Annotated in this window: 18 protein-coding genes; 8 read left to right on the top strand and 10 right to left on the bottom strand. The window is 60.5% G+C overall.

What is annotated here, in order from left to right; translation table 11 throughout:
- Positions 1–21: 21 nt before the first annotated feature.
- Positions 22–723, top strand: a complete 702-nt coding sequence (gene ctrA, locus AC1DTN_RS03665) for a response regulator transcription factor CtrA (protein ID WP_007815188.1) — start codon at positions 22–24, stop codon at positions 721–723.
- Positions 724–850: 127 nt separating this feature from the next.
- Here ctrA and AC1DTN_RS03660 read toward each other — a convergent pair whose 3' ends face one another.
- On the bottom strand, positions 851–1,213 hold the full coding sequence (locus AC1DTN_RS03660; protein WP_037104520.1) for a response regulator: 363 nt from the start codon (positions 1,211–1,213) through the stop codon (positions 851–853).
- Between the two features lie 113 nt (positions 1,214–1,326).
- A complete protein-coding gene (gene chpT / locus AC1DTN_RS03655) occupies positions 1,327–1,974 on the bottom strand; it encodes a histidine phosphotransferase ChpT (protein ID WP_113321625.1) in 648 nt (215 codons plus the stop codon).
- A gap of 181 nt (positions 1,975–2,155) precedes the next feature.
- On the opposite strand from chpT, the gene AC1DTN_RS03650 reads away from it, so the two are divergent.
- Together AC1DTN_RS03650 and AC1DTN_RS03645 are read left to right on the top strand one after the other, a co-directional pair.
- Complete coding sequence (locus AC1DTN_RS03650; RefSeq protein ID WP_007815180.1) at positions 2,156–2,746, top strand: DUF1134 domain-containing protein; 591 nt, start codon at positions 2,156–2,158, stop codon at positions 2,744–2,746.
- Positions 2,747–2,875: 129 nt separating this feature from the next.
- Positions 2,876–4,036 (top strand): coiled-coil domain-containing protein, encoded by a 1,161-nt coding sequence (locus AC1DTN_RS03645; protein ID WP_442206898.1) that lies wholly within the window; start codon positions 2,876–2,878, stop codon positions 4,034–4,036.
- 6 nt (positions 4,037–4,042) lie between these two features.
- Here the strand turns inward: AC1DTN_RS03645 and AC1DTN_RS03640 are convergent, their stop codons facing one another.
- Positions 4,043–4,867 (bottom strand): TrmH family RNA methyltransferase, encoded by an 825-nt coding sequence (locus AC1DTN_RS03640; protein WP_113321623.1) that lies wholly within the window; start codon positions 4,865–4,867, stop codon positions 4,043–4,045.
- Positions 4,868–4,874: 7 nt separating this feature from the next.
- Entirely contained in the window at positions 4,875–5,267 is a 393-nt protein-coding gene (locus AC1DTN_RS03635) for a hypothetical protein (RefSeq protein WP_477919993.1), read from the bottom strand.
- Positions 5,268–5,309: 42 nt separating this feature from the next.
- Between AC1DTN_RS03635 and AC1DTN_RS03630 the strand changes: the two genes are divergently transcribed.
- Positions 5,310–6,335 (top strand): RluA family pseudouridine synthase, encoded by a 1,026-nt coding sequence (locus tag AC1DTN_RS03630; RefSeq protein WP_113321621.1) that lies wholly within the window; start codon positions 5,310–5,312, stop codon positions 6,333–6,335.
- A 13-nt stretch (positions 6,336–6,348) separates the two neighbouring features.
- Here AC1DTN_RS03630 and AC1DTN_RS03625 read toward each other — a convergent pair whose 3' ends face one another.
- Entirely contained in the window at positions 6,349–6,510 is a 162-nt protein-coding gene (locus AC1DTN_RS03625; protein WP_113321620.1) for an entericidin, read from the bottom strand.
- A 268-nt stretch (positions 6,511–6,778) separates the two neighbouring features.
- On the opposite strand from AC1DTN_RS03625, the gene rpoH reads away from it, so the two are divergent.
- A complete protein-coding gene (gene rpoH / locus AC1DTN_RS03620) occupies positions 6,779–7,687 on the top strand; it encodes an RNA polymerase sigma factor RpoH (RefSeq protein ID WP_037104500.1) in 909 nt (302 codons plus the stop codon).
- Between the two features lie 87 nt (positions 7,688–7,774).
- Here the strand turns inward: rpoH and AC1DTN_RS03615 are convergent, their stop codons facing one another.
- The gene (locus AC1DTN_RS03615; RefSeq protein WP_442206899.1) at positions 7,775–10,159 is read right to left on the bottom strand and encodes a hypothetical protein; all 2,385 of its coding nucleotides are present in this window, start codon (positions 10,157–10,159) and stop codon (positions 7,775–7,777) included.
- Positions 10,160–10,219: 60 nt separating this feature from the next.
- Positions 10,220–11,518 (bottom strand): adenylosuccinate synthase, encoded by a 1,299-nt coding sequence (locus AC1DTN_RS03610; protein ID WP_113325387.1) that lies wholly within the window; start codon positions 11,516–11,518, stop codon positions 10,220–10,222.
- A gap of 188 nt (positions 11,519–11,706) precedes the next feature.
- Between AC1DTN_RS03610 and AC1DTN_RS03605 the strand changes: the two genes are divergently transcribed.
- Positions 11,707–12,624, top strand: a complete 918-nt coding sequence (locus AC1DTN_RS03605; RefSeq protein WP_442206900.1) for a DMT family transporter — start codon at positions 11,707–11,709, stop codon at positions 12,622–12,624.
- Here AC1DTN_RS03605 and AC1DTN_RS03600 read toward each other — a convergent pair.
- Positions 12,621–13,469, bottom strand: a complete 849-nt coding sequence (locus AC1DTN_RS03600; RefSeq protein ID WP_113325389.1) for a GNAT family N-acetyltransferase — start codon at positions 13,467–13,469, stop codon at positions 12,621–12,623. The genes AC1DTN_RS03605 and AC1DTN_RS03600 overlap by 4 nt on opposite strands.
- A gap of 267 nt (positions 13,470–13,736) precedes the next feature.
- Complete coding sequence (locus AC1DTN_RS03595; RefSeq protein WP_113325390.1) at positions 13,737–14,075, bottom strand: hypothetical protein; 339 nt, start codon at positions 14,073–14,075, stop codon at positions 13,737–13,739.
- Positions 14,076–14,338: 263 nt separating this feature from the next.
- On the opposite strand from AC1DTN_RS03595, the gene AC1DTN_RS03590 reads away from it, so the two are divergent.
- Both AC1DTN_RS03590 and AC1DTN_RS03585 read left to right on the top strand, forming a co-directional pair.
- Positions 14,339–14,548, top strand: coding sequence for a KTSC domain-containing protein (locus tag AC1DTN_RS03590; RefSeq protein ID WP_113325391.1), 210 nt, complete (start codon positions 14,339–14,341; stop codon positions 14,546–14,548).
- Positions 14,549–14,674: 126 nt separating this feature from the next.
- Positions 14,675–15,514 carry a DUF6030 family protein gene (locus tag AC1DTN_RS03585; RefSeq protein ID WP_442206901.1) on the top strand — a complete coding sequence of 280 codons (840 nt, stop codon included), beginning with the start codon at positions 14,675–14,677 and terminating at the stop codon, positions 15,512–15,514.
- Here the strand turns inward: AC1DTN_RS03585 and AC1DTN_RS03580 are convergent, their stop codons facing one another.
- Entirely contained in the window at positions 15,515–16,048 is a 534-nt protein-coding gene (locus AC1DTN_RS03580; protein ID WP_442206902.1) for a hypothetical protein, read from the bottom strand.
- Positions 16,049–16,161 lie beyond the last annotated feature (113 nt).

Here is a 16,161-nt window from a genome sequence, read left to right as displayed (position 1 = left end):
GCGGCGGTAAAGGGGATAATTATGCGGGTACTTCTCATCGAGGATGATAGCGCTACGGCGCAGAGCATCGAACTGATGCTCAAATCTGAGAGTTTTAATGTTTATACGACAGATCTCGGCGAAGAAGGCGTGGATCTGGGCAAGTTGTATGATTACGATATCATCCTTCTCGATCTGAACCTTCCCGACATGTCCGGATACGAAGTGCTGCGCACTCTCCGCCTGTCGAAGGTCAAGACGCCGATCCTCATCCTCTCGGGCATGGCCGGCATCGAAGACAAGGTTCGTGGTCTCGGCTTCGGCGCCGACGACTACATGACCAAGCCGTTCCACAAGGACGAGCTCGTCGCCCGTATCCACGCCATCGTCCGCCGTTCCAAGGGTCATGCCCAGTCGGTCATCATCACGGGCGAGCTTATCGTCAACCTCGACGCCAAGACCGTCGAAGTCGGCGGCCAACGCGTCCACCTGACGGGCAAGGAATATCAGATGCTGGAGCTTCTCTCGCTCCGCAAGGGCACCACGCTCACCAAGGAAATGTTCCTGAACCACCTCTATGGCGGTATGGACGAGCCGGAACTGAAGATCATCGACGTCTTCATCTGCAAGCTGCGCAAGAAGCTCGCAAATGCTGCCGGCGGCGCCAATTACATCGAAACCGTCTGGGGCCGCGGCTATGTGCTGCGCGAGCCCGATGGTGCCGAATACGCCGAAACCGCCTGATCCGCCGAATCCCCTTACCAAATGAAAAGTCCCGCCTCKCCGGCGGGACTTTTATTTTGTCGGCAATGTSCGGAAAWGAAAAAGCCGCCCAAAAGGACGGCYCSCGTTAACGATTTGYGCGACCTMTTCAGGCAGCGATTGCGCGATTTCCGAACACGGCGGTRAGGATYTTGCGGTCGAASGGCTTGAGCAGGAAGTCGGTTGCCCCTGCCCGCTTGCCGGCCATCAGCTTCTTCAGATCGGCCTCGATGACGCAATAGTAGATCTTGACCTCTTTGCCGCCGTCCATGGCGCGGATATTGGCGATGAGATCAAGCGCGCCTTCCATGCCCGAATCAACGATCAGATATTCGGGAAGCTCAGCCTGGCAGCGCTGCAACGCCTCCTCGGCATTCGAAGCTTCGCTGACCAGAAAATCGAGCTCTGAAAGGATTCGCTTGCCGACCTTGCGAACGATGTCCGAACTATCGGTGATCATGAATCTTTGCATGGCAGCTCCTTACCCCTCGCGCTGTCTCCGTCGAGGGTCTTCCTGACCTTCGAGGATAGGTTGATCAGGCTAAGGAATCGTTACTGCACCGGCTTCGATCAGCAATCGGTGAACTACGCTGCGGCAACCTTGGCAGTGAAGACGATCTCTTCGGCGCTGGCTGAATAATCCAGAACCATGCCGCATTCTTCCGCTAGCAGTACAGTGTAATAAGGCTGGATCGAATGCGCATCGATCGCTTCCTCGGCGGTGCCGGTGGCGATTTCGACGAATTTCGGCGGCAAGCGCATCAGCTTGCCCCTGGCGACGAGCTTGAAACTGGCATCGAATTCCGGATTTTCCAGCGTAATATCCAGATTGCCGCCACGCGGAATGGAAGAATATGCGACGAGGAAGAGGTTAAGGAGAAGCTTGACCCTGTTCTTGGCGACGATCGCGCGTGGGCCGCTCCAGCTGACCTCGGTCTTCTTCTCTGCCACGGCAAAGTCCTTGGCTGCACGTTCGGCCTCGCCGGTATCGATCGAGGCGCCGACGGAACCGGATGCACCGAAGGCAAGGCGCGCGAATTTGAGACGGACCGAGGCATTGAGCGCACTGGTGCGGATGAGATCCATCGCGTCCGAATCCGCTCCGCCTTCGTCCAGAAGTTCCAGACCGTTATTGATCGCGCCGACGGGCGAGATCACGTCATGGCACACACGACTGCAAAGAAGTGCTGCCAGGTCCGGGCCGGACAAAGTGAGATTCGGGTTCTTGGACATCATCGTCTCCTGAGGGCGGCAGTGTCATTCCACCCGGTAGTGTGCCTGATCAAAATTGCGCGAAGTTTGCGACCGTACTCGCCGCCATAATGACACCATATTTGGTAAACCGATTGTTAAGACGATCGGAGCAAAATGCATCAAATGCCAATGCCCCCGACAATGACGAATGGATGACATCATGCGCCTCCAATTTCTCGGAAGATTTATCGGCTTCTGCAAGTTGCTGACCGCTATCATGATCTCGTCGGTGATGATTACCGGACAGGCCGCAGCGCAGCAGAACAACGGCCAGTACACAGTGCAGGAAATCGTTGATGCCGGTCATTCCTTCTTCGGCGAGACCAGCGGCGGCCTTGCCAAAGTCGTTGAAAGCGCCTTCCAGAAATACGGCCTGCCGAACGGCTACATCCTCGGCCAGGAGGGCGGCGGCGCCTTCATCGCCGGCCTCACCTACGGCGAAGGCCAGCTCAATACCAAGAATGCCGGCGAGCATCCGCTTTACTGGCAGGGTCCATCTCTCGGCCTCGATTACGGTGGCCAGGGCTCCCGCGTCATGATGCTGGTCTACGATCTGCCGTCCATCGACTCCATCTATGCTCGCTTCGGCGGCGTCAGCGGCTCGGCCTATGTCATTGCCGGCTTCGGCATGACGCTTCTCAAGAACAACAATGTTCTGGTCGTGCCGATCCGCACTGGTGTCGGCGCCCGCCTCGGCATCAATGTCGGCTATCTGAAGGTCACCCCGAACCCGACCTGGAACCCCTTCTGAAAAGCCAAAATCGGCGCTAATATCCTTGGGAATACAGTCTTGCCGGTGCCAGCAGCCTTGTCGCTGCGCGCGCTGCGTGCTTAATCAGGCGGACTGACCCGTATCAACCTTCGAATCGATGGCCGCGCCGTGATCGAATACGCTCTTTTGTTCGGATTGGGCTTCCTGACCGCGGCCTTTCTCGTCTTTCTGGTCTCGCCCGCGGTTCACCGCCGCATCGTCTGGTATACCGAAAACCGCCTCAAGGCGACGATGCCGCTGAGCCCGCAGGAAGTACGGGCACAGAAGGACATGGTGCGCGCGCTCTACGCCGCTGAAAATGCCCGCACCGCACAGGACCTGCACCGCGAACGCGAAAAGTCGCTCTCCCTCCAGCTGCGCCACGACGCACTCGCCGTCGATGCCGGCAGGCTGGCCTCTGAAGTCAATGAGGCGCGCGCACAGATCGGCGAAATGCAGGTAGAGGCTGCCGAGCAGCGCTCCCACCTGCGCAAGGACGAAAACTATATCAGCCAGTTGAAGACGAGCCTGCATATTGCCGAGCAGGCTGGCTCCAACAAGGATAGCGAGCTGGAAACGCTGCGGGCGCGGCTTTCCAAGATCACCGAACAGGCCAACAACCTGAAGATCGACCTTGCTGCGCGTGAGACTGAAGCCGAGAATATGAAGTTCCGCACCAATGCCCTGCGCGACGAACGCGATACGATGCGCCAGGACGTGACCGTGCTGCAGAAGCGCGCCAAGGATGCCGAACAGAAGCTCAGCCAGCAGCAGCACCTGGTCATTCGCCTGGAAGACAAGGCCGCCCGTGAGGCCGCCTCTGCCACGGACAAGGAAGCCCTGCTCGGCCGCCGGCAACAGGAAATCGCCAAGCTGAAGGATCAGTTGAAGGCTGCCAATGCCGAACTCCGTAAGGTCGCCAAGGTGCTGCGTGATGCCGGCCTCTCCAAGGACATTGCCGATCTGCCCGCCGAAGCGGCCAGCGAAGCAGAGGCCTCTGAACTCGATCTCGCTGCCATCACAGCGCAGATGAGCGACAATGTGCGCCGGCGCAGCGCAGCACTTGCCGACCACCTTCAGAAGGCAAGAAACAATACCGGCCGTGATGGCGCGCTTCGCGAGGAAATCACCTCGATCGCCGCCAACATGGTAGCGCTCACTGCGCTCAAGGAAGGCCCGTCCTCTCCGATCCTGTCCCTGCTGCCCGATGGCGGGGAGAAGAAGGGCGCAAACGACCGCGTGAACCTCGCCGACCGCGCAGCCGCGATCATCGCCGATCCGCAGCGCTGAACTTCATCAGATCCGCGCCATCGCCGAAGATATCGCAAAGAGCGCAATACCGGTCGCCGTCGCCACGTTGAGACTGTCCAGTCCTTCAGACTGCGGAATGCACGCACTGCGGAAACGGGAAAGCACCGCTTCCGGCAGTCCCTCGCCCTCAGTGCCGACGACGAGCGCCATGCGACCGGAAGCCGGTATCTGCCGGATATCCGTCTCGCCGCGTGGCGAAAGCGTCCAGATTGCAAAGCCGCGCTCGGCAAGGCTCGAAAGAAGAGCGAGCGCATCGCCGCCGCGATGATAGGGCATGCTCAGGACCGAGCCGACCGAAACGCGCAGTGCCTTGCGGTAGAGCGGGTCGCAGCAGGTCTCATCAAGGAGGATCGCATCCGCCCTGAAGGCAGCGGCATTGCGGAACATCGACCCGGCATTATCGTGATTGGAAATGCCGCAGCCGACAAGGAGCAGCGCCTGCTCGGGTAGCGCATCGAGAAGCATGGTTTCCGTCGCCTGCTCGCGGCGACCGAGCGCAAGCACGCCGCGATGCATGTTGAAGCCGACGATACCGTCAAGAACATCGGCGTCGGCCACATAGACGGGTACGTCGTTCGGAAAGGTGTCGAGGATCTCCGCCACGCCGTCGAGCCGATTGCGGAGCAGCAAGATCTTTTCGGCTGAAAATCCTCTACCCGTCGCATGCGCATCGGCGAGCATGCGCAGCACGACGGTACCCTCGGCGATGAAGCGGTTCTGCCTGCCCGTCAGGTCGCGCTCGCGGATATCGCGAAACTCCGCGATCCGCAGATCGTCCGGGGTTTCGATCGTGAGAGGTTGTCCGGCCATACCGGCCTCAATTACCCGACAGCGTGATGTCAGCCACGATACGGCCAGCTTTGATATCGAAGACTAGGGCCCTGCGCTTGCCGTCCACCGCCGTGCCGTAAAACAGGATCTGTCCGCCCGAAAGCGATGTCTGCTCGATCTTGAAGCCGAGCGGCAGCGAGGCTGTCGAATTCATCGGCGCGTCGGAGGGAACACCGGAAGAGCCTGCGGACGCTGTGGTCTGCGAGGGCTYCGTACGCGTCACCTTGTAGACAACAGCGCCGAAGACCGCCATAAGGCTCACGAACATGATGGCGCCCGAGACGATCTGCAGGCGAACCATCTTGCGCCGGACACTTTCCATAGCCGGATCAAGGGGCTTTTCTTCCTGCTCATCGTCGGCTGGCTCGAATTTCGTCATCTATGGCGTCCCGTTCTAAAAATACGTCGGAGAAGAAGCGTCTTGAGCGACCCCTTTAAACAAGCAGATGACAATAGAAAAGTCCTGACCGCCGATGAGACAGCCGAAGGCCGCCTCGACGCCTGGCTGACCGCGCAGGTTGGCGAGGAATTTTCCCGCAGCCGCATCAAGGCGCTGATCAAGGACGGGCAGGTCTTTTTGAAGGGCGCGCCGATTACCGATCCCCAAAAGAAGGTGCGAGCCGGAGACAGCTACGAGATCATCCTGCCCAAGCCCGAAGACCCTGCCCCGAAGGGCGAGGATATTCCGCTCGATATCCTCTACGAGGATGACGATGTCATCGTCATTTCCAAGCCGGCTGGCCTCGTTGTCCATCCAGGCCCCGGCAACTGGACCGGTACGCTCGTCAACGCGCTGATCTACCATTGTGGCGATACCCTCTCCGGCATTGGCGGTGTGCGCCGTCCCGGCATCGTTCACCGCCTCGACAAGGATACGACCGGCGTCATGGTCGTCGCCAAGAACGATATGGCGCATCGCCATCTCTCGCTGCAGTTCGCCGATCACGGCCGCACCATGCCACTGGAACGTGCCTATCGGGCGATCGTCTGGGGCCGTCCGCGCTCGCTCTCAGGAACGATCGACGCGCCGCTCGGCCGCGCCACCGGCGACCGCACCCGCCGCGCCGTCAAGCGCCCCGAAAACGAGAGTGCCGACGAGGCGATCACCCACTACGAAGTGCTCGAGCGCTTCCATGAAAGCCCGGATGCGAGCGCGCTTGCCTCGCTCGTCGAATGCCACCTCGAAACCGGCCGCACGCACCAGATCCGCGTCCACATGGCCCATATCGGCCATCCCTTGCTGGGCGACGCCGTCTACGGCGCCGGCTTCAAGACCAAGGCCAATCTTCTGCCCGACGACGCCCGCAAGGTCGTCAAGGCTTTCGATCGCCAGGCGTTGCATGCCTACATGCTGCAATTCGAGCATCCGCGCACCGGCGAAGTGATGCATTTCGAAGTGCCGCTACCAGGTGATATGGTGGAGCTCGCTGACGCCCTGCGCGGATGAGAAACGGCCGCTGCTATTTCTTGGAGCCGGCACCCAGGACCCGATGCGTCGCATTGTCGAGAGCGTGGCTGGTGTCGCGCCCGTCCTGCGCCAGTCCCCTGGCGGTGTTTCCGCAGGATGAAAGAGCGGTCGAAAGCGAAAGCAGCAGGATGGCGGCAAGGGCTGGTCTGATCATCTGGTTCCCCTCATAAAAGCGGCTGGCAAGAGTGCCACCACCACTGGAAAAATGCGGCAGCTGTCGGTAAAATCAATGCCTCTGATTGGCGCTGGCAACGGCCGGATAACGCCCTCGTGAACGCCGAGGGGACCTTGAATCGCTGTTTCGCCATACTTATCTGTATATGGACTTATTGTGGGCTTGGAGAGAGCCGCATGTCCCGGTTTGCCTTTAACGCGAGGGCGCGTTCCATCGGGAACCGGAATCCATATAAGGAGGGTGCATCATGGCCCGAAATAACTTGCCGTCCATTACCGCCGGCGAAGCCGGTCTCAATCGTTACCTGGACGAAATCCGTAAATTCCCGATGCTGGAGCCGCAGGAAGAGTACATGCTCGCCAAGCGTTACTCCGAGCACGGCGATCGTGACGCCGCACACAGGCTTGTCACCAGCCACCTTCGCCTCGTCGCGAAGATCGCCATGGGTTATCGCGGCTACGGCCTGCCGATCGGCGAAGTCGTATCCGAAGGTAACGTCGGCCTCATGCAGGCCGTCAAGAAGTTCGATCCGGAACGTGGTTTCCGCCTCGCCACATACGCCATGTGGTGGATCAAGGCCTCGATCCAGGAATATATCCTGCGTTCGTGGTCTCTGGTGAAGATGGGCACGACTGCCAATCAGAAGCGCCTGTTCTTCAACCTGCGTCGCCTGAAGGGCCGTATCCAGGCCATCGATGACGGCGACCTGAAGCCGGAGCATGTGACCGAAATCGCTACCAAGCTGAACGTCTCTGAGGAAGAGGTCGTTTCGATGAACCGCCGCCTTTCCGGCGACGCATCGCTGAACGCGCCCATCAAGGCCTCTGAAGGCGACAGCGGCCAGTGGCAGGATTGGCTCGTGGACGACCACGACAGCCAGGAAGACGTGCTGATCGAGCAGGATGAGCTCGATACCCGTCGCCGTATGTTGTCGAAGGCCATGAGCGTGCTGAACGACCGCGAACGCCGCATCTTCGAGGCTCGCCGCCTTGCTGAAGATCCGGTGACGCTGGAAGATCTTTCGGCCGAGTTCGACATCAGCCGCGAGCGTGTCCGCCAGATCGAAGTCCGCGCCTTTGAAAAGGTGCAGGATGCGGTCCGCAAGGAAGCGCTGGAGCGTGCCAAGGCCGTGCGTGTGGTCGAAGCCACCGCATAAGCTGGTCGTCATCTGAAATCAAAAAAGGCGGGTCCCTGCGGCCCGCCTTTTATTTTGCGTGATTTCCGAGGCTCCGCGACGCCGGCCTTACTGGCTGGTCGAGAGATCTCCGAGCGCTGTCCATTCCTTGATAGCCGTGTTGAAGGCATTCCCGCCTGTGGCGCCCTTCTGCATGGTCAGCAGCGCACGGCGGCCGTTGCGATAGGTGACCGGAATGTCGATCCAGTCGCGCGTGGCAAGCAGGTCCAGATTGGCCTTGCGCGCATCCGGATAGTCGTTGAGCGCGATCATGTGAAAATCGTCGGTAATTTTGGCCGGCACCGCAATCAGCGGATCGCCGCGATCCTGCTCCGTACGTTTCATCGAGATGCGCTGGACGCTATCGATGCTGCCGCCTTCGAAATTCGGCGGAACGGAGAAGACGATCTCGACCAGATGGCTTGCCGGCAGCGACGGGTCGGAATTGCGCTTGAAGGTTACAAGCGCCGAAAGATTGCGCTCTGGAACGGTGACATTGCCCTGCACGGTGGCTTCCTGGCGGCCGTCCTGTCCGGCTTCATGCTGAACGGTCCAGACGACCGACCCCTCGATTGCCGTCGGCGAGCTTTCGCCGATCCGCTCCTCATAGAGGAACATCTTTTCGGTGGCGCCGATAGGTGTGTTCTGCGCCGCAGGTGCTGCGGCAGGGCCGTTCGGCGTCAGGTTTTCAGCAGGCGCAGCATCGGACTGGACACTCGGCGTGCTGGTATCGGCTGCAGCAACGTTCTGCGCGGCAACCGACTTGCCTTCCGCCGTCGGCGTTCCCGGCACTGCTGCAGGGCCGCTATCGACTTCGGTGCCATCGGCGAGCAGCCGCTGGGTAAACTTGGTATTGGCAGCCGAACCGTCCAGCGAGGCAACTTCCTGGTTGGGCCGCGCCGGCGGCGTAGTAGCACTCTGATCTGCCGGCTGGGCCGTGGCCGGCGTACTGTTTTGCTGCACCGGAGGCGTTGTGGCTGGCGTCACAGTCTCGTCGCGCGCAGCCTGTGACGGCGCGGAGCTGACGAGACCATCGACCATTTCCATCACCGCTTCGCGGTTCATCCAGCCCGCGTAGGCGGCGCCACCGAGAATGCCGAGCGTAACGAGAATCGCCAGAATGGTGCCGATGCCGAAGCGCCGGCGCTTCGGTTCCATGCGGAAACTCTTGCCCTGCATCTTCGAGGCAACGATCTGGTCCAGATCCATCGGCGGATTGCTGTCGTCGTCATCGGTCGCAGCGTTGCGGCGGTCATAACCACGCAGTGTCCGCGCCTCACGCCAGCCTTCGCTTGGCGCTGCGGCCGGTGCGGGAGCTGCAGAGCCGGAACCGTTGCCAGCATGCACTTCCGCAAAGATATCGACGTCGTCGAAATGCGCGGAAGCTGGTGTCTTCTTGCCCGTGCCAGCCTCGATCGGCGGCAGATCGTCGAAAGCGGCAGCTTCCCAGGAGAAATTTTCCTTGGCAGCCGGCATGACGGCCGGCGAAGCGCTGTTTCTGAGCGTTGAAACCTCATTGAGAGCGCGTGCCGAAGCATCGGCGGGAACGGCGGGCGTTGCCTCAGCATAGGAATGGAGTTCTTCGCGCGCCCATTCGGTCTCAGCTTCCTGCGCTACTGGAGCCGGTGTTTCGGCAGCCGGCTCGGACCACATGCGATCGAAATGCGCTGCCGCATCCATTGCAATCGGTTCTTCGCGCGTGTGCTCGATGAAGTCGCTGGTTTGCGGCTGCGATTGGGGTTCGAAATCGGCCATCGGCTCGACGAGCCGGTTGGACGCACGGTCAAGGCCGCGTGGAGCCGGCTGATGAGCCTCTTCGCGCTGAAGCTCTTCTTCCACCTCATGGGCGGTTTCGGCTACCGGCTCTGCAGCGACCTCTTCCGGCCGCGATTCTTCCGGATAATATTCCGCCACCGGCTCATGAGGGCTCTCGGGCTCGGCATGAACCTCTGCCTGCTCCGGCGCGCGCCATTCTTCTGCAGGCGCTTCTTCCTCATGAGGCGGATGCCATTCGGCGTGCTCGGGCACCACCTCTTCGGCGGCAGCCGCCGCCTGAACGACCTCCTCCGGCTCGGCAGGCTGCTCGTAGACGGGGGGTTCTACGTCCTCCTGCTGCTCATGGCTTTCGGAGACGGCTGCTTCGGCAACAGGGGCCGTCTCCGCGACAGGCTCATGTTCGAGCGCGGGCTCCTCATGGACCTCAGGCTCCGGCGCGGCTGCGACCGGTTCCTCGACAGGCACGGCTTCCGAGTGTTCGCCCTCGACTTCGCGGATTGCGGCCTCGAGCTTTTCGAGCTGGCGTTGCAGCATGGCTTCCGGCGGACGCGGCTTCATGTTCTCGAGCTGCCGCTGCACTGCGCCGCGCGCACGCTCGTAGACCTTCACCCGCATCTCGGGCGTATTTTCAGACAGGCCGTCGACTGCCCGCCGAATAACTGCAATAAAATCCGCCATCAGTACTTTCTCAAGAAGTCCGGCACACTCCCGAACACTCGCCTTAGGTGACCCGCGACATTAATCCTCAAACGGATCAGTCACAAGTATGGTGTCGTCACGCTCAGGGCTTGTCGAGAGAAGCGCAACGGGCGCGCCGATCAGTTCTTCGACCTGGCGAACATATTTGATCGCCTGCGCCGGCAGATCCGCCCAGCTGCGGGCGCCGACCGTCGATTCCTTCCAGCCTTCCAGCGTGACGTAAATCGGCTCGACCCGAGCTTGTGCCGCCTGGCTTGCCGGAAGATGGTCGATCTGTTCGCCATCGAGATTGTAGCCGACGCAGATCTTCAGTTCGTCGAGACCATCGAGCACATCGAGCTTTGTCAGCGCAATGCCGCTGATGCCGTTCGTGGCGACCGACTGGCGCACCAGTGCAGCGTCAAACCAGCCGCAACGGCGCTTGCGCCCCGTCACCGTGCCGAATTCATGGCCCTTCTCGCCGAGGAACTGACCGATCTCATCCGTCAGTTCGGTCGGGAACGGACCTTCGCCGACGCGCGTCGTATAGGCCTTGGTGATGCCGAGGATATAGCCGAGCGAACCCGGACCCATGCCCGAACCGGCAGCGGCCTGGCCGGCCACCGTGTTGGACGAGGTCACGAAGGGATAGGTGCCGTGATCGATATCGAGGAGGCTGCCCTGCGCACCTTCGAAGAGGATGCGGGCGCCCTTGCGGCGCTGCTTGTCGAGGAACAACCAGACCGTATCGCGGAAAGGCAGCACACGGTCGGCGATCGAGGTCAGCTCGTCCATGATCGTCTGGTGGCTGACTTCCGCAACGCCGAGGCCGCGGCGAAGCGCGTTGTGGTGGGTCAGGATGCGATCGACCTTGCCCGGCAAGGCTTCGAGGTCCGCGAGATCCATGACGCGGATGGCACGACGGCCGACCTTGTCTTCATAGGCCGGGCCGATGCCGCGCCGCGTCGTGCCGATCTTGGTGCCGCTGTTGGAGGCTGCGTCTTCGCGGTAGGCATCGAGCTCGCGGTGCAGGGAAAGGATGAGGGTCGCGTTGTCGGCGATGCGCAGGTTCTCAGGCGTCACCTTCACGCCCTGCGCTTCCAGCCGGCCGATCTCGGCGATCAACGCATGCGGATCAACGACGACACCGTTACCGATGACGGCCATCTTGCCGGGGCGTACGACGCCGGAAGGCAGCAGCGAGAGCTTGTAGCTCGTACCGTCGATGACGAGCGTATGGCCGGCATTGTGTCCGCCCTGATAGCGCACAACGATGTCAGCACGTTCCGAAAGCCAATCGACAATCTTGCCCTTGCCTTCGTCGCCCCACTGCGAACCGACCACGACCACGTTCGTCATCAAACTCTTCCTGTTACCGGCGGAGAACCGCACACCTGCTCAAACCCGCGCATCTATAAAGCTTTGTTTTTGGGAAAGCGACCCTGTTGTCACAGCAGATTCGGCTTTTTACGTGACAAATCAGCCGCCGGCAGGCTAAGCCCCGTCATAAAAAGCCTGCCAGAGACGACAAAGACGGGAAGATCCCCTTGCAAGCTACAGCCTATATCTGCCTCGTCATTGCAACTCTCTGCTGGGGCGGCAATGCCGTGGCAGGCAAGCTGGCGCTCGGCCATGTCAGCCCGATGATGCTGACCTTCCTTCGCTGGTTCCTGGCTGTCGTGCTGATCGCCGCCGTCTCGCTGTCACAGTTGAAGAAGGACTGGCTGGTGGTGCGCAAGAACCTGCCCCTCCTCTTCTTTTATGGTGTGATCGGCTACACGACCTTCAATGCCATGCTCTATTCGGCCGTGCAGTACACGACGGCAATCAATGTCGCGATCGAGCAGGCCGGCATTCCCATGCTGATCTTCCTGTTGAATTTCGTCTTTTTCCGCACCGGCGTTTCGCTGGCCCAGGTCGTCGGCTTCGGCATGACCCTTGTCGGCGTCGCACTGACGGCTGCCCATGGCGATCTTGCAACCCTGCTGCAGCTCAGCCTGAACCGCGGAGATGGGTTGATGCTGATCGCTGTCGCCGCCTATGCCGTTTATACGATCTTCCTGCGCTGGAAGCCCGTCGTCGACTGGCGCACGCTGATGGCGATCCCCGCGCTCGGCGCGGCGCTGACTGCCCTGCCACTGCTTCTATGGGAAGCCTCCCGCGGTGCGGCCCAATGGCCTGATGACAAAGGCTGGGCGATTGCCTTCTATACGGCAATCTTCGCCTCGCTGCTGGCGCAGATACTCTATATCAGAGGCGTCGAGGAAATCGGCGCCAATCGCGCCGGCCTGTTCATCAATCTCGTCCCGGTTTTCGGCACGCTGCTTTCTGTCGCCTTGCTCGGCGAAACGCTGCAGCTTTTCCACATGATTGCGCTGGTGCTGACGCTCGGCGGCATCGCTATCGCCGAAAAGGGCCGCCCGAAAACGGCTGCACCCACCGTGCCTGCTTCGCCGGTCGACTAACCAAGCTCCAGCGTCGTCACGCCATAGACGTTCTTCAGCGGGATTTCCGGCGCCGGACCGCGATACATGCGCGCGGTTTCCATGACTGGCTCGAGCCCTACGCTTTCTGCAAGTGCAATAGCCTCGGCATTGGCCGAGGGGATATCGATATAGATCGACGCGCCATGCGCCTGAGGAATGAGGCCGGCCAGAAGAGCGGCGGCGCTATCTGCGTCGCCAGCAAAAAGCGGGCCGATCTTGTAGCCCTCATAACAGCGGCGGATCGTACCGTAACCGCGGATCTTGCCGCTCTTGCGCACGACGACCGAGCTGCGCCCCTTGCGGCCCGTGCACCAGGCGGCAAGGAAGGCCGCACGGGGCTGCGGAAAAATACCGCTGTCATAGCGAAGCAGGCCTTCGAGCCTCGCATCCGGGACCGGCTGCGCGACGAGTGACGACTGCGGCACCGATGTCGGCACGCCGCCATAGCGGATCGTGTTATAGGCGACCTCGAAACCGGCCTTGCGGTAGGCTGCCTGCTGAGCCGCAACTCCATCGAGGCCGATCGTCCGGTCTCCCGCCGAAGCGATGCCGGCGTTCCAGATCGCCTTGCCGAAGCCCCGGCCACGGAAATCGGGATGCACGATGTAAAGACCGAGAAAGGCAAAATTGTCGCCATATTTGACGACCGAGATAGAACCGACCGGCACCTCACCGATGGCGCCGACGAAAAATCCGGAAGGATCAGCTTCGTGGAATGCGATCGCGTCGTCGAGGCCAGGATTCCAGCCCTCCTGACGTGCCCATTCCAGCGCAAGCTCCAGTTCGCCGGGCCGCATGGAACGAACGGCAAATTCCGAATTCATGCAACCTTCCCAGATTGAAACCCGCAAGTCCATTCCGCCATGCGCCAAGCAATCGTCAAGTCGATTGTCCCTGCGCTCAGACCGGTCATGATGAACTCGCGTTCACGGCTTGAACGATGTGTGTCGTCGTTTTGAAATGCAATGCAAAAGAACTTCGATCTCGCCTTACCATGAAACAATGTAATTGCAATCTCAAGAAAATTACTGCGCCCGCCGGATCCTTCCGGCGGGCGCAAATCGAAAGACGACATATGAAGTATTTAAGCCTTAGCGCAGAAACGGACCCAGCGCTTCGGCAGTACCGATGGTCTGGGCAGCCTGGCTGAGAACACTGTCGAAAACGAAGCCGACAACGATGGTCAGCTGCTGCGAATAGGCCTTCAGCTGATAGCCCTCGCCTTCGACCTGTGCCGGAGCGCTCAGGGCAAAGGGAATGTTCGGGCGAACGAAGCCAATGCTCGTTGTCAGCGGCTCCTCGGGCAGATGGCCTATGGCCGACGTGTATATGAGATCGCGGCCGAAACCGCCCGGGCCAAAGGCGAAAGCCGGCTGGCTTGCAGCCGATACCGTCATTGCGAGCGTCGCAGCGAGAAGAAGTCTGCTCATCTTAAAGTCCCCTTTTCCAGTCGGCCGGCGATTTCCGCCTGGCCGCAGCGCCGGTCGCATCTGTCCATGCCCGGCCGCTTTCATGAGGCGCACTCTACATGCCAGTATTTGCAGGCTTTTTAAGCCGATCCGTACAATTTTATTGAAACGCGATTTTTTAGACTGTCGCTGTTCAAGCAGAAAACAATCTTTACCATACGCCTTGACGGTATCTTCGCATCCTTACTTTTAAGGTGCCTCAAAACGAAACAGGGGCAAAAACGATGCACGAAGTTCCAGTCAAATCCCGTATTATCCAGAACGTCTATTTCAGCCAGGAAGACGGGCGCCTGCGCATCTGCTTCCGCAACGGCGAAGAACGCCTGTTCGAAGGCGTACCGGCTGACGACGTCAGCACCATGGTGATGGCGCCCTCCCCGGGCCAGTATTATATCGACCGCATCAGAAAGCGTTACCGTCGCATCGCAGCTTAAAGCACTTCGATACTTTTACCGGCGCGGCTTTAAATCGATTACGCCGCGCCAGGTGAGATCGATTGCCACATCGGTCCGAGCCTTATAAATGATGACTTCCATTGTCCGAGGTCTCGCGAACTGACGATGCCATCGTCCGATCAGAACATGAAACTGGCGCCGCAGCCGCGAAAGGGCCGCGCCGTCATGTGGCTGCTGATTGTTCTGTCCGTTTCAATTGTTGGCGCAACGGTGCTGCTGTCGAATGACATGCGGCACCTGAAGTCGCTAGCCCACTACTTCGGCATAGAGCTTTTTCCGCCCGCGGCACCTCCGCCTCCCCCGCCGCCCAAGGTCTTCCGCCGCACCGAACCTGTCAGCATCAAGATCGCACCGCGCATGTTCGACCCGCCGCAGCCGGCGCTCGCGAGCGTTTTCCTGCGCACCTGGCGGATTTCCGGCCCGGTCATGTGCGAAGCGCTGCGCTCAGCCGGCGTGGAAACCAGCGAATGGGCGGAAACGGCGTTCAATTCCGATACGTTCGAATGCTCCTACGAACATGTCTACAAGAAGGAGAAGGAGCACGTCGTCAGCTCGCTCTTCCTCGTCGTGCGCGGCAATGGCAGAGGCACGATTACGAGCATGCGCGTGAAGCTCCTCGGTCCCGCGACCGACAGCAACGGACAGCTTGATCCCAGCATATCGCGCATCTTTGAAACCATGCTGACTCAGCCGGCGTGGCTGGATTTCCATGATGCACTGACGGCAATCCGCAATCTCAGGGATGTGAAGGAGGAAGGCTTCGGTGCCCTCATCAATTTCACCCAGGAATATTCTCGGCCGGGCGCCTTCAACTTCACGCTCCTGCTTCAGGAGGCCTCCGCCCAACAGCGCCGCACGAAGGATTACTTCTCCCCGAAGACCTGGCTACCCGCGCCCGACCCCTCCTGGCAGGTGCCGGAACTCATCTTCTGGCGACGCGCCTGATCACTTCGCGCTGGCAACGAGCTGCACCTCGGGCATGTCGTTGAGCAACCCGGCGAGGTCCTGACCGTCCCGCCGGCAACTCACCATGAACAGCTTCGGCGCTAACTCCTTGCTGGTGCATTCGATGAAGCTGCGGCGCAAGGCAGTCCGCAGCAGGCTCGCTGCATTCTGGCCGCAGGCAAGGCGCCGACCCTGCGCATCGGCGCAAAGCGCCCGTCGGGCGATCCGCGCGACACCGGCAATGACGAAGGTGTTGCCATCAAGGGAAAAGGTCGCATTGTCGATGACCTTCAGGGCCGGGCCGGCAGAAAACTTGAAGGGATAGCGATCGGGCTCGCGTTCATAGGGCTGATGGCTCAGATCGATATGAACCGGCACGAGGGTCCAGATCGCTCCACTTTCTGCATCCATCCGTGGCGTCGCATCCACCGGAGAGGCGATCAGATAGGAGGCGAAAGCCATCGTGCCCACAACGGCCACGAGCGCGCAACAGATGCGGCCGAAAAGAATGATCAGCTCTGCAATCACCCGCAAGGACATCCCCATTTTAAGGCTGGACGAAACGCTTTTGAACGCTCGCTGAGGGAGCATTGTTCCGCTGCAGGTTGCGCTTAATTGTCATAACGCTTTCGGGCTAATTTAGAGCG

This window comes from Rhizobium sp. 01T444, from assembly GCF_056398305.1.
The sequence above is the reverse complement of the archived record's forward strand: the minus strand, read 5'-3'. Positions and strand labels throughout refer to the sequence as shown.